Source organism: Rhizobium acaciae (assembly GCF_025941625.1).
GTDB lineage: Bacteria > Pseudomonadota > Alphaproteobacteria > Rhizobiales > Rhizobiaceae > Rhizobium > Rhizobium acaciae.
In genome coordinates, this window is the sequence record NZ_JAPCZO010000031.1 from 16132 (window position 1) to 29116 (window position 12985).

The window sequence follows — 12985 nt, forward strand, 5'->3', positions numbered from 1 at the left end:
TATCGGGCGCGGGAATGCTTCCGCGCCCTTTTTTGTATGAGAAGACGAGACGAGACCATGAGCAGCGAGACGCTGAAGACCCTGTTCCATCCCTTTGCCAGCGGCACAGTCGCAGCGCCCGGCGAGGGCGAGCGCGTGCTCTTCCTCGGCGCCGAGGCAGGCTTTGCGCTGCCGGAAGGCTTTGCCGCCTCGCTCAGCGCCGTCCAGGGCTTCCGGCCGCTCTATCGGCAGCTGCTGGCGCAGCGGATCGAAGCGAAGCCGGAGATCGACGGCGAGGACTACGATGCGGCTCTGGTGCTCTGCACCAAGCATAAGGGCGAGAACGAGGCCAATCTTGCCGCTGCGATCGCCCGTACGCGGCTCGGCGGCCTGATCGTCGTTGCCGGCGCCAAGGAAGACGGTGTCCAACCGCTGCGCAAGCGGATGGAAGGTTTCAATCTCGCCGTCGACCATATGCCGAAATATCACGGCGTCGCCTTCTGGTTCGGCCGGCCGGCGGATGCAGACGAGATTATCTCCAAGCTGGCAAAGGCGCCGGTCCGCGTCGACGGCCGTTTCAATGCAACCGCCGGCATGTTCTCGCATGACCGCATCGATGCCGGATCGGAGTTGCTCGCCTCGCGCCTGCCTGAGGATTTCACCGGCGACGTTGCGGATTTCGGCGCCGGATGGGGCTATCTCTCCGTCGAGATGGCGCGGAAGTCGCGTGGACTGACGCGCCTCGACCTCTACGAGGCCGATCACGCGGCTCTGGAGGCTGCCAGGGATAATCTGGCTAAGAACTGCCCGAACGCGCCTGTGCGCTTCTTCTGGCACGATCTGGCGGGTGAGCAGGTCAAGGATAAATACGATCTCGTCATCATGAACCCGCCCTTCCATGAGGGACACGCGGCCGATCCGGCGCTCGGCCAGGCAATGATCAAGACTGCCGCATCCGCCCTTCGCGGTGGCGGCCGCCTGATGCTCGTCGCCAATCGCGGCCTGCCTTACGAGCTGGTTCTGGCGGCGAATTTCAGGGAAAGCGGCGAAACTTGCCGCAACGCCCGGTTCAAGGTTCTCTGGGCGAAGAAATAGGCTCAAGCGGCTTCGACGCTGATCCTATCATCGAACAACAAAAAGGCCGTGTGCATCATCTGCGCACGGCCTTTAAGTTTCAAATGGGGTAGCCGTTTACTCGACGTCCGCCCTGCGCAGCGTTTCCAGCGTCGGCATGGAGGTGACGTTGAAGCCGGCGTCGACGAAGTGGATTTCGCCGGTGACGCCGGAGGAAAGGTCGGAGAGCAGGTAGAGAGCCGAGCTGCCGACCTGATCGATGGTCACGGTCTTGCGCAGCGGCGCATTGCGCTGGTTCCAGGAGAGGATCGCGCGCGCATCGGAGATGCCGGCGCCGGCAAGCGTGCGGATCGGGCCGGCGGAAATGGCATTGACGCGGATGCCGCGCGGGCCGTAATCGGCGGCGAGATAGCGCACCGAAGCCTCGAGCGCTGCCTTGGCGACCCCCATGACGTTGTAGTTCGGGATGACGCGCGTCGAGCCATTATAGGTCAGCGTCAGCATCGCACCGCCATCTTCCATCAACGGAGCGCAGCGCTTGGCGATCTCGGTGAAGGAGAAACAGGAAATGACCATGGTGCGGCTGAAATTCTCACGCGTCGTATCGGCGTAGAGACCCTTCAGCTCGTTCTTGTCGGAAAAGCCGATGGCATGGACGATGAAATCGAGCTTGCCCCAGCGCTCGCTTATCGCGTTGACCACGGCATCGACAGAGGCGATGTCCTCGACGTCGCAGGGCAGCACGAAATCCGAATTGGCCTCGGCAGCAAGCGGCCTGACACGCTTGCCAAGCGCATCGCCCTGATAGGTGAAGGCGAGTTCCGCACCCTGTGCGGCGAGAGCTTTTGAAATTCCCCAGGCGATCGAGTGGTTGTTGGCGACGCCCATGACGAGCCCGCGCTTACCCTGCATGATTCCCGTCATATTATTATTATCCGTTATAGCGCTGGAAGACGAGCGTGGCGTTGGTGCCGCCGAAGCCGAAGGAATTGGAGAGGGCAATGTCGATCTTGGCGTCGTCGATACGCTTGCGCACGATCGGCACGCCTTCGAATTCGGGATCGAGCTCGGTGATATGGGCGCTTTCGCCGATGAAGCCTTGCTGCATCATCAGCAGGGAATAGATCGATTCCTGCACACCGGCAGCGCCAAGCGAATGGCCGGTCAGCGACTTGGTCGACTGGATATGGGGGATCTTCGAGCCGAATACTTCGCGGATGGCGCCGATTTCCTTGCTGTCGCCGACCGGCGTCGACGTACCGTGGGTGTTGACGTAGTCGACATCGCCTTTGACGGTGGCGAGCGCCTGGCGCATGCAGCGGATAGCGCCTTCGCCCGACGGGGCGACCATGTCGTAGCCGTCCGAGGTTGCGCCGTAGCCGACGATTTCGGCGTAGATCTTGGCACCGCGGGCCTTGGCGCGCTCCAGCTCCTCGAGCACCAGCACGCCGGCGCCGCCGGCAATGACGAAACCGTCGCGGTTGACGTCATAGGCGCGCGAGGCGCTGTCCGGCGTGTCGTTATATTTGGAGGACATGGCGCCCATGGCGTCGAAGAGGTTGGACATCGTCCAGTCGAGATCTTCGTGGCCGCCGGCGAACATCACGTCCTGCTTGCCCCACTGGATCATTTCGGTGGCATTGCCGATGCAATGCGCCGAGGTCGAGCAAGCCGACGAGATCGAATAATTGACGCCGTGGATCTTGAACCAGGTGGCGAGGGTGGCCGATGCCGTCGAGGACATCGCCTTCGGCACGGCGAACGGGCCGATGCGCTTCGGGCTGTTGTTTCTTATGGTGATCTCGGCAGCTTCGATCAGGGTGCGGGTGGACGGACCGCCGGAGCCCATGATGATGCCGGTACGCTCATTCTGAGCGTAGTCTTTCTCTTCCAGGCCGGAATCGGCAAGTGCCTGTTTCATGGCCACATGGTTCCAGGCGCCGCCCTGCGACAGGAAACGCATGGCGCGGCGGTCGACCAGTTCGGCAAGTTCCGCCGAACCGAGCTTCGGACTGCCCCAGACCTGGCATTTGAATCCATGTTCGGCGAAATCGCTCGAAAAGGAGATACCCGACTTTGCCTGCCGCAAGGATTCGGTGACTTCGGCCGCGTCGTTTCCGATCGAGGACACGACACCCAGACCTGTGACAACTACCCGTCTCATCTGATCAAACCTTTGTTGTTTTCGTCAGCCGCTCGAAATGCGGTTTCAGGCCGTCTTGTCTTTCGATAGACCGACGCGAAGGTCGGCCGCCTGATATATGGTCTCGCCGTCCGCCTTTAGCCAGCCGTCGGCGGTGCCGAGGACCAGACGGCCGCGCATGACACGCTTGAAGTCGATGCCATATTCGATCAGCTTCGTCTGTGGCCGGACCATGCCCTTGAATTTCACTTCGCCGGTCGAAAGCGCCATGCCGCGGCCTTCTTCGCCGAGCCAACCCAGAAAGAAACCGGTCAGCTGCCACATGCCGTCGAGACCGAGGCAGCCCGGCATGATCGGATTGCCTTCGAAATGGCAGGGAAAATACCAGTCGTCCGGGCGTACGTCGTATGCCGCCCTGAGGTAACCCTTATCGAAGGTGCCGCCCGTTTCGGAAATCTCCGTGATGCGGTGAACCATCAGCATGGGCGGCAGGGGCAGCTGCGCATTGCCGGGGCCGAACAGCTCGCCATGTGCGCAAGCGATGAGTTCTTCATACGAGAAGCTGGACTGTCTGGTCGTCATAAAGTTTCTTTTCCCCCCGCATCAAGCCGATGGATGTGAACGTGTAGTCCAAGTTCTTCAGAAAATGAAGCACAAGCAAGGCAGCTTCATTCATCGCCCCGGACCAGGCTTGCGCCATTATTTGGTGGTCGCATACAGGAAGGCTAGGGCTGGGACCAGACCTATTTGCGTCAAAAGCCCGTTTTTGCCGCGTTTATCAGGCTCCCGTCTCCATTGAACTATTGAAAGGCTCCGATGCAAAAGTTATACCGCTTAAAGAAACATGATTGCTTTATGCCAGAATAACCGGAGTTGGTTTTGATGACGGGTGCATTCCCGATCGCAATAGAGGTAAGGCTGCGCGGTGCAGGCCTGCGCCCCACCCGCCAGCGCGTCGCGCTCGGCGACCTCCTGTTTGCCAAGGGCGACCGGCATTTGACCGTCGAGGAACTGCATGAGGAGGCGGTTGCCGCCGGCGTGCCGGTGTCCTTGGCAACCGTCTACAACACGCTGCATCAGTTCACGGAAGCCGGTCTCATCCGCGTTCTCGCCGTCGAGAGCGCCAAGACCTATTTCGACACCAATGTTTCCGACCATCACCATTTCTTCGTCGAAGGCGAGAACGAGGTGCTCGACATTCCCGTCAGCAACCTGACGATCGCCAATCTGCCGGAACCGCCTGAAGGCATGGAGATCGCCCATGTCGACGTGGTGATCCGCCTGCGGGCGAAGCAGGGCTGACGACGCCTCTAAAGCGTTGCGCCGAATCGGCGTCATGCGACGCCCTTTAGATCTTTGTTTTTATGCATGTCGTTGTCCCAAAACCGCTGCGCACTTTTGGGCGACATGCATTAGGCTTCACATGATATCGTCGGGATGCCGGCCGGGCTTGTGCCTGTAGGTCGGGAAGGTCCAGCCGAACCACAGGGCGCCACCGCGCACCCCAAAGGCCGCCACGACGCCGCAGGCAGACGCCAGATAGAGCTGCATTCCAAGCGCATTGGCGAGCGTGAACACGCTGGCGCCGATGAGGGCCGCGGTCACGTAGATTTCCGGCCTCAACAGCACCGAAGGCTCGTTTGCCATCAGATCGCGCAATATGCCGCCGAAGGTCGCCGTCAGCGTACCGGTGACGATCGCAATTGTCGGCGAACCGGTGGCGGCGAGGCCCTTGGCGGCACCGATCACGCAATAGGCGGCAAGGCCGATCGCATCCAGCCAGATCAGCAGGCGATAGCGCGATTCCAGCAGGTGGGCGGTGAAGAAAACGATGACGCCCACGATGCAGCAAACGAGGATATAGGCGGGGTTCAGCACCCAGAAGACCGGCACGCGGCCGAGCACGATATCGCGCACGGTGCCGCCGCCGGTTCCCGTCACCATGGCGAAAAACAAAAAACCGATCAGGTCCAATTGCTTGCGCGAGGCGGCAAGTGCGCCTGTTGCGGCAAACAGCGCAATACCGGCATAATCGAGATAGACGAGCAGAGACATGCGAGCCCCGGAACCGGCGGAAGTTTTGCGGAATCAATCACGGTGGCAAGGGCGGCGCAAGGCGGCGCGGCCATAAAGCTGAAGTCTTTGATTTAATGCATGTCGTTGTCCCAAAACCGCTGCACAGTTTTGGGCGACATGCATTAGGAGCCCTTATCCAAAGAGGAAAGCCGTGAAAACGCTGGTGCTCGCCGTTCTGAATATCGTCCTGCTGCTTGCCATGCCGGCTGTCGCCCTCAGTCAGCAATCGCTGATCTCCGATCCTGAGATCTACGAGAAGAAACATTTCCAGGAGCAGTGCAAGACGGCCGAGTTTGCCGACGGTTTCATCATCCGGCAGGACATCAACAATGATGGCCTGATCGACGCGGTGGTCAACGAGGGCCAGCTGACCTGCGACGGGCAGAAGGGGCCGCAATGCAATGACGACGGCTGCACCTATAATTTCTACCTTCAGGTTGCCGAAGGCGGTTATTTCATGATCGCGACCGCACAGATCTATGGCTACGATTTCGTCCAGCGCTTCGGCAACATGGTGCTGGCGATGAAGATGCATCCGCGCTTCTGCGACCGCACCGAAGGTGATCCCTGCACCGTGACGGCACGCGTCCGCGGCACGAAATTCGTCACCATCTCGAAGAAGTAAACCTTAGCCTGGAAAGAGCTCCGACGTGCGGCCGGCGAGATAATAGCCGACCATGCCGTACCATTCGCGGATCGCCGTCGCCATGTTCTGCGCATTGAGGTTCGGCTGGGTAAAATCCAACCCCGGCCTTACCTGGCCGTCGGTGCGATAATCGGTCGGCCAGGGCACGATATCGATGCCGAGCTTGCGGAAGATGCCGACGGAGCGCGGTATATGGAAACCCGAGGTGATCAGCAGGCAATTGGAAAGCCCCTGGCTTGCCAGGAACTCCTTGGTGTTGACGGCGTTTTCGAAGGTCGTGCGCGATTGCCTCTCCTCGATCAGGCGATCCCTGCCGACGCCGAAGAGCGGGAAGAAACGCTCGGACGCCGCCGCATCACCTTCATAGACGCCCGAAATGGAGCCGTCGCCGCCCGACACCAGAATGCGCGACTGCGGAAATTTCTGCGCCAGCCGCAGGGCTTCGATGAAGCGATCGGCTCCACCATTGAATTCTATGCCGTGGCGCGCCGTGTTCACCTCATTTTCGAAGGCGCCGCCGAGCACGATCATGCATTGCAGGCTATCGGGATCGGCGGCGGGCTTTGCGAAGCGCTGCTCGAGACCCTGCATCAACAGGTTGCCGGCCGTGGTGTAGAGCGTAACGAAGAGGATGAGGGCCGAACCGGCTGCGCCGAGGATAGTTAAGATACGCCAGCGCAGAAGGCCGGCAAGCAGGGCAAGGAAGACGAGGAAGAATGCCAGCGACAGCGGCTGAGCGAAAATCCAGACAAGCTTCGAAATCAGGAACAAGACCCACTCCTTGAGGATTGGCGGCGATCCTTCCTATCCGATTCGACGGTGACAGGAATGCGACGGTTTTATTTCGCGCGCGTGATGGCCGATCCGCTCGGTGCGACCTTCTGATTGAAGCGGCGCTGAAGCGGCCGCGGGATGAGCATGGCGGCAAGTGCAAGCACCATGGCGAAGAGTGAGACCAGCCACAACGCGTGTGCGCCCGTTAGCCGTGTCAGGACGGCGCCGGCGATCGCGCCGAGCACCATGCCGCCCCAGGGCACGATCTGGATCGTCCATTCGACACGACGATCGCCGATGATCCAGCGGCCGATGCCGCGGCCGAAACGCGACAGGGCGCCGGTCACATAGGTCAGCCCGATCGGCAGGCCTTCTATATGCTCGACGGCGGCGTTCACCATGCCCATGGAAAAAACGATCATGTAGAACCGCACGAACAGCATGTTCTGCACCGTCATCATCGAGGCGAGCGCCAGAACCAGCCCGACGCAGCCAAGCACCACGAAAATGCGGCGTTGCGAGACGTGGGAGATGACGACGCCAGCCGCATTGCCGAGCACGAAAATGACGATGGCCGAGATCAGGACCGCGGCGTGATAAAGATTGCCCTCGCTCAAGGCCAGTGCGGCCCGCGTCGTGTTGCCCGTCATGAACGAGACGAAATCGCCGGTCAGCAGAAGACCGGTCGCATCGGTCATGCCGGCCAGAAACGAGATCGAGCCGACAAGGGCGAGCCCGGTCAGGGTTCGTCGGGTCCGAATGATGCGACGGCGTCTTGTTCTGGTCATTGGGTGAGGGTCCTGGAGCCGAATCGCTGAGATTGCGGCAACCAACATACATGCTCTCATTGAGGAATTGGCAAAGGCGATCCGAAGGGAGCGTTTACGGTCAATCTAACGCGCGCCCCAGTGGTCGGCGTTGCAATTGTCTGATTGGAATCTTACGGAGATCAAATGACCAAAGATAAACTCCCAAACGTCGAGATGTAAACGTGAAGCGCCGGCGGCTGTGGAAGCGTCCTACCGGAATTGAAGGGGCGACTAGAGTCTTTTCTTTGCGAAAGCTCTGCCTGAAGCCGACTTCAGATATTTCTCGAAAGCAAAGGCCTGCGCTTCGTCGGAGAAAGCGAGATAGGTCTTGAGCGACCAAGGGAGGTATTTCGAGGTATGAGAAACCTCGCCGGCGTTGTGCTTTGCCAGACGCACCTTCAGGTCACGCCAACGTAATAGCGATCCGGAAATTCGGCACTATGGAGAATGTAGACATACTTCATGGAAGGATCATAGCCCGCCTACGTTGCTCCGCAACTTCGGCGCGGCAGCCTCCGCTTCCTTCTCGCCCTCGTCACGTCAAGCCTCCCGGCTTGTCGAGCCGAAGCTCGAAGAGCGTAGGCTGGTGGAGCTAAGCGGGATCGAACCGCTGACCTCTTGCATGCCATGCAAGCGCTCTCCCAGCTGAGCTATAGCCCCATCAAGGTGGTCCGGCTCAGGGCCGGTCCTGGGATGCTCCTCAGGCGTGCGCCTTCGGAGTGGCGGCTTATTACTTCCGGATTCCGGAGATAGCAAGCCTAAAAAAATGCGGCCCGGAGAATTTTTTCCTCGCCGGGCCGAAATGCGGTCTCAAACTTCGTCGTCGTCGCCGGTCACGCCGATGATATCGCTCATGTCGTCATCATCGTCATCTTCGTCGGGTGTGAGGAAGGTATCGTCGTCGTCATCGCCTTCGATTTCGACATCGTCATCGCCGATATCGGGGATGTCGTCGCCGCCGGCGGCTTCATCGGCATCTTCCAGCGAAACCAGTTCGACTTCGGTGTTTTCAGTATCGACTTCCGCGACCTCGTCCTCCTCGGCAACCTCGGCGATCGCCGAGGTTTCTTCGAAGAAGGAGAGAGGGTAGGACTTGCCGGTATAGGGAGAGACGATCGGATCCCGGTTCAGATCATAAAACTTCTTGCCGGTTTCCGGATCGGTACGCTTGGTTCCAAGTTCCGCTTTCGCCACTATAAGCCTCGTGTGAATGACCGAATGCGAGATTCGGCAAATGCCGATCAAGCCGGCGTTCCATCGGAATTTATAAGCCGGTCCCCTTAATCGCTGTGGCTTCCCATGTCAAAGCCAAACTTTGCGATCCGGGCGCGGGGTATTTGGCAAGCCGGCGGATGACCGCCCGGCACGTTTATGTTAACGAGCCGCAACAGCTGCAGAAGCGGGCGGGAGTTGCGACCGTCCCAGCCTGTCTTGCGGCAAAAATTGACTGCGTTTGCAAAGGATTACGCATGCTGCACGGTTCTGCACCCAGGCCCGCCACCGCCCGCAAATCCGCCGGTCTTGCGGGCAGCGTCCGTATTCCGGGCGATAAGTCGATCTCGCATCGTTCCTTCATGTTCGGCGGGCTTGCTTCCGGCGAAACCGGGATCACCGGCCTGCTCGAAGGCGAGGACGTGATCAATACCGGCCGGGCGATGCAGGCGATGGGCGCCCGAATTCGCAAAGAGGGCACGCAGTGGGTGATCGAGGGCACCGGCAACGGTGCGCTGCTTGCGCCTGACGCGCCGCTCGACTTCGGCAATGCCGGCACCGGCGTACGGCTGACCATGGGCCTCGTCGGCACCTACGATTTTCGCTCCACCTTCATCGGCGACGCCTCGCTTTCGAAACGGCCGATGGGCCGTGTGCTCGCTCCGCTGCGCGAAATGGGCGTGCAGGTCAGCGCCTCCGAAGGCGACAGGCTGCCGGTGACGCTCAGAGGCCCGGGAACGCCGAGCCCGATCCGCTATCGGGTGCCGATGGCGTCCGCCCAGGTGAAATCGGCCGTGCTGCTTGCCGGCCTCAATACGCCAGGTGTCACCACGGTCATCGAGCCGGTGATGACGCGCGACCATACCGAAAAGATGCTGCAGGGTTTCGGCGCCGCCCTTTCCGTCGAGACCGACGAGGACGGCGTCCGCACGATCCGGCTCGAAGGCCGCGGCAAGCTGACGGGCCAGGTGATCGACGTCCCCGGCGATCCCTCCTCCACCGCCTTCCCGCTGGTTGCAGCGCTGCTTGTCCCCGGCTCCGACATCACCATCGTCAACGTGCTGATGAACCCGACCCGCACCGGGCTGATCCTGACGTTGCAGGAGATGGGGGCCGATATCCAGGTGGCGCATGCGCGTCTTGCCGGCGGCGAGGACGTGGCGGATCTGCGCGTGCGCCATTCCGAGCTCAAGGGCGTCACAGTTCCCGAAGATCGGGCGCCGTCGATGATCGACGAATATCCTATCCTCGCCATCGCTGCCTCTTTCGCCGAGGGCGCGACGGTCATGAAGGGTCTGGAGGAACTGCGCGTCAAGGAGTCCGACCGTCTTTCCGCCGTGGCCGATGGCCTGAAACTCAATGGCGTCGACTGCGACGAGGGCGAGGATTTTCTCGTCGTGCGCGGCCGGCCAGACGGCAAGGGCCTCGGTAACGCTGCCGACGGCAGGGTCAGCACACATCTCGACCATCGCATCGCCATGAGCTTCCTTGTCATGGGGCTTGCCTCGGAACATCCTGTCACGATCGACGACGCGGCGATGATCGCGACCAGCTTTCCGGAATTCATGCAGCTGATGACCGGCCTTGGAGCAAAGATCGAGGAGGTGCCGGAATGATCTACCAGCCGGGGCAATTCCGCGAAGACAAACTCATTCGCCGTTTCGGCGCGCCGCCGCAGGATTAATCGCATGACAAACGAGACCTTCATTATCGCCATCGATGGCCCGGCGGCGGCCGGCAAGGGCACGCTTTCACGCCGCATCGCCGACCAATACGGCTTCCATCATCTGGATACCGGCCTGACCTATCGCGCCACGGCCAAGGCGCTGCTCGATGCCGGCCTGCCGCTCGACGACGAGGCGGTGGCGGAAAAGATCGCAAGAGAGGTTGAACTCGCCGGATTGGATCGCGATATACTTTCCAAACATGAGATCGGCGAAGCCGCCTCGAAGATAGCCGTCATGCCGGCGGTGCGCCGGGCGCTGGTCGAGGCGCAACGGCGGTATTCGACGAAAGCGCCGGGAACCGTGCTCGACGGGCGCGATATCGGCACGGTCGTCTGTCCGAATGCGGCGGTGAAATTCTATGTAACGGCGTCGCCGGAAGTTCGCGCAAGACGCCGTTATGACGAGATTCTCGGCAAAGGCCTGACGGCGGATTTCGATGCGATCTTCGAGGACGTCAAGCGGCGCGACGAACGCGACATGGGACGGGCCGACAGCCCTTTGAAACCAGCTGATGATGCGCACTTGCTTGATACGTCGGAAATGAGTATAGAGGCCGCGTTTCAAGCTGCTCAATCGATCATCGATGCGGTCTTGAGCCGAAATGCCTAAATTCAAGCGATTTTGCGTGCTCTGAGCATGGATCGCTTCTAATACAGCAAGCCTGAAATTCCGTCCAAGCGCCGGATTGCCTTCGTAAGAGAGGGCGGACTGGGTTCAGGCCCGTTCAACGCAAACCAACCGGCGCATACGTGTCCGCTTCCGTTTCAGGACACGCAGGAGATTTTATGTCAGTAGCTACCCCCTCCCGCGAGGATTTCGCGGCTCTTCTCGAAGAGTCCTTTGCCAAGAACGACCTGGCCGAAGGCTATGTCACCAAGGGCATCGTCACGGGCATCGAGAAGGACGTCGCCGTTGTCGACGTCGGCCTGAAGGTTGAAGGCCGCATCGCGCTCAAGGAATTCGGCGCGCGCGCCAAGGACGGCCTGTTGAAGGTCGGCGACGAAGTCGAAGTTTATGTCGAGCGCATCGAAAACGCGCTTGGCGAAGCCGTTCTGTCGCGCGAGAAGGCTCGCCGCGAAGAAAGCTGGGTCAAGCTCGAAGCCAAGTTCGAAGCTGGCGAGCGCGTCGAAGGCGTGATCTTCAACCAGGTCAAGGGCGGCTTCACGGTCGACCTCGACGGTGCGATCGCCTTCCTGCCGCGTTCTCAGGTCGACATTCGTCCGATCCGCGACGTGACCCCGCTGATGCACAACCCGCAGCCCTTCGAAATCCTCAAGATGGACAAGCGCCGCGGCAACATCGTGGTTTCGCGCCGTACGGTTCTGGAAGAATCCCGTGCCGAGCAGCGTTCTGAAATCGTTCAGAACCTCGAAGAAGGCCAGGTTGTTGACGGCGTCGTCAAGAACATCACCGATTACGGTGCGTTCGTTGACCTCGGCGGCATCGACGGCCTGCTGCACGTCACCGACATGGCATGGCGCCGTGTGAACCATCCGTCGGAAATCCTGAACATCGGCCAGCAGGTCAAGGTTCAGATCATCCGCATCAACCAGGAAACCCACCGTATCTCGCTCGGCATGAAGCAGCTCGAGTCCGATCCGTGGGATGGCATCCAGGCCAAGTATCCGGAAGGCAAGAAGATTTCCGGTACCGTCACGAATATCACCGACTACGGTGCATTCGTCGAGCTGGAGCCGGGCATCGAAGGCCTGATCCACATCTCGGAAATGTCCTGGACCAAGAAGAACGTTCACCCCGGCAAGATCCTGTCCACGAGCCAGGAAGTCGAAGTCGTCGTTCTCGAAGTCGATCCGTCCAAGCGCCGTATCTCGCTCGGCCTCAAGCAGACGCTGGAAAACCCGTGGGCAGCATTCGCCCGCAGCCATCCGGCCGGCACTGAAGTCGAAGGCGAAGTCAAGAACAAGACCGAGTTCGGCCTGTTCATCGGTCTCGACGGCGACGTCGACGGCATGGTGCACCTCTCCGACCTCGACTGGAACCGTCCGGGCGAACAGGTCATCGAGGAGTTCAACAAGGGTGACGTCGTCAAGGCCGTCGTTCTCGACGTCGATGTCGAGAAGGAACGCATCTCGCTCGGCATCAAGCAGCTCGGCAAGGATGCAGTCGGCGACGCCGCTGCTTCTGGCGACCTGCGCAAGAATGCAGTCGTTTCCTGCGAAGTCATCGCGGTCAATGACGGCGGTGTCGAAGTGAAGCTCGTCAACCACGAGGACATCACTTCCTTCATCCGTCGCGCCGACCTCGCCCGCGACCGCGACGAACAGCGCCCCGAGCGCTTCTCGGTCGGCCAGGTGTTCGACGCCCGCGTCACCAACTTCTCCAAGAAGGACCGCAAGATCATGCTGTCCATCAAGGCTCTGGAGATTGCGGAAGAGAAGGAAGCCGTTGCCCAGTTCGGTTCGTCCGACAGCGGCGCTTCGCTCGGCGACATTCTCGGCGCAGCCCTGAAGAACCGCGGCGGCGAATAAGCCTCGCATCCGCCTTTGAATTGAAGAACCCGCCGGATCGCTCCGGCGGGTTCTTC

Annotated in this window: 13 protein-coding genes, 1 tRNA gene and 1 pseudogene; 6 read left to right on the plus strand and 9 right to left on the minus strand. The window is 60.6% G+C overall.

Features of this window, described 5'->3' with window-relative positions; genetic code table 11:
• Positions 1–57 precede the first annotated feature (57 nt).
• Positions 58–1074, plus strand: coding sequence for a class I SAM-dependent methyltransferase (locus tag OLZ32_RS33895; RefSeq protein WP_264424699.1), 1017 nt, complete (start codon positions 58–60; stop codon positions 1072–1074).
• A 96-nt stretch (positions 1075–1170) separates the two neighbouring features.
• On the opposite strand, the gene fabI is transcribed toward OLZ32_RS33895, so the two are convergent.
• Genes fabI through fabA form a run of 3 tightly spaced genes read right to left on the minus strand, consistent with a single transcriptional unit; the run spans position 1171 to position 3778 of the window.
• A complete protein-coding gene (gene fabI / locus OLZ32_RS33900) occupies positions 1171–1977 on the minus strand; it encodes an enoyl-ACP reductase FabI (protein ID WP_003544307.1) in 807 nt (268 codons plus the stop codon).
• A 7-nt stretch (positions 1978–1984) separates the two neighbouring features.
• Positions 1985–3217 (minus strand): beta-ketoacyl-ACP synthase I, encoded by a 1233-nt coding sequence (fabB, locus tag OLZ32_RS33905; RefSeq protein WP_264424701.1) that lies wholly within the window; start codon positions 3215–3217, stop codon positions 1985–1987.
• 45 nt (positions 3218–3262) lie between these two features.
• Positions 3263–3778 carry a 3-hydroxyacyl-[acyl-carrier-protein] dehydratase FabA gene (gene fabA / locus OLZ32_RS33910; protein WP_222270059.1) on the minus strand — a complete coding sequence of 172 codons (516 nt, stop codon included), beginning with the start codon at positions 3776–3778 and terminating at the stop codon, positions 3263–3265.
• Positions 3779–4078: 300 nt separating this feature from the next.
• Here fabA and irrA point away from each other — a divergent pair, with 300 nt between their 5' ends.
• Entirely contained in the window at positions 4079–4498 is a 420-nt protein-coding gene (gene irrA, locus OLZ32_RS33915) for an iron response transcriptional regulator IrrA (protein ID WP_003544303.1), read from the plus strand.
• 117 nt (positions 4499–4615) lie between these two features.
• Here irrA and OLZ32_RS33920 read toward each other — a convergent pair whose 3' ends face one another.
• Positions 4616–5251, minus strand: a complete 636-nt coding sequence (locus tag OLZ32_RS33920) for a trimeric intracellular cation channel family protein (protein WP_264398667.1) — start codon at positions 5249–5251, stop codon at positions 4616–4618.
• A 172-nt stretch (positions 5252–5423) separates the two neighbouring features.
• On the opposite strand from OLZ32_RS33920, the gene OLZ32_RS33925 reads away from it, so the two are divergent.
• Positions 5424–5897 (plus strand): hypothetical protein, encoded by a 474-nt coding sequence (locus tag OLZ32_RS33925; RefSeq protein WP_028743597.1) that lies wholly within the window; start codon positions 5424–5426, stop codon positions 5895–5897.
• Between the two features lie 3 nt (positions 5898–5900).
• Here OLZ32_RS33925 and OLZ32_RS33930 read toward each other — a convergent pair whose 3' ends face one another.
• The 5 genes and pseudogenes from OLZ32_RS33930 to OLZ32_RS33950 form a co-directional block, all read right to left on the minus strand.
• Positions 5901–6689 (minus strand): YdcF family protein, encoded by a 789-nt coding sequence (locus OLZ32_RS33930; protein WP_264424704.1) that lies wholly within the window; start codon positions 6687–6689, stop codon positions 5901–5903.
• A 68-nt stretch (positions 6690–6757) separates the two neighbouring features.
• The gene (locus OLZ32_RS33935; protein WP_003544294.1) at positions 6758–7480 is read right to left on the minus strand and encodes a YoaK family protein; all 723 of its coding nucleotides are present in this window, start codon (positions 7478–7480) and stop codon (positions 6758–6760) included.
• Positions 7481–7732: 252 nt separating this feature from the next.
• A pseudogene (locus OLZ32_RS33940) lies at positions 7733–7965 on the minus strand (GIY-YIG nuclease family protein).
• Between the two features lie 120 nt (positions 7966–8085).
• Positions 8086–8161: transfer RNA gene (locus OLZ32_RS33945), tRNA-Ala, on the minus strand.
• 150 nt (positions 8162–8311) lie between these two features.
• The gene (locus OLZ32_RS33950; protein WP_003544290.1) at positions 8312–8695 is read right to left on the minus strand and encodes a TIGR02300 family protein; all 384 of its coding nucleotides are present in this window, start codon (positions 8693–8695) and stop codon (positions 8312–8314) included.
• A gap of 275 nt (positions 8696–8970) precedes the next feature.
• Between OLZ32_RS33950 and aroA the strand changes: the two genes are divergently transcribed.
• The 3 genes from aroA (at position 8971) to rpsA (ending at position 12929) form a co-directional block, all read left to right on the plus strand.
• Entirely contained in the window at positions 8971–10329 is a 1359-nt protein-coding gene (aroA, locus tag OLZ32_RS33955; protein WP_264424707.1) for a 3-phosphoshikimate 1-carboxyvinyltransferase, read from the plus strand.
• A 72-nt stretch (positions 10330–10401) separates the two neighbouring features.
• Positions 10402–11049 (plus strand): (d)CMP kinase, encoded by a 648-nt coding sequence (gene cmk / locus OLZ32_RS33960; protein ID WP_264424708.1) that lies wholly within the window; start codon positions 10402–10404, stop codon positions 11047–11049.
• 176 nt (positions 11050–11225) lie between these two features.
• Positions 11226–12929, plus strand: a complete 1704-nt coding sequence (gene rpsA, locus OLZ32_RS33965) for a 30S ribosomal protein S1 (protein WP_003544285.1) — start codon at positions 11226–11228, stop codon at positions 12927–12929.
• Positions 12930–12985 lie beyond the last annotated feature (56 nt).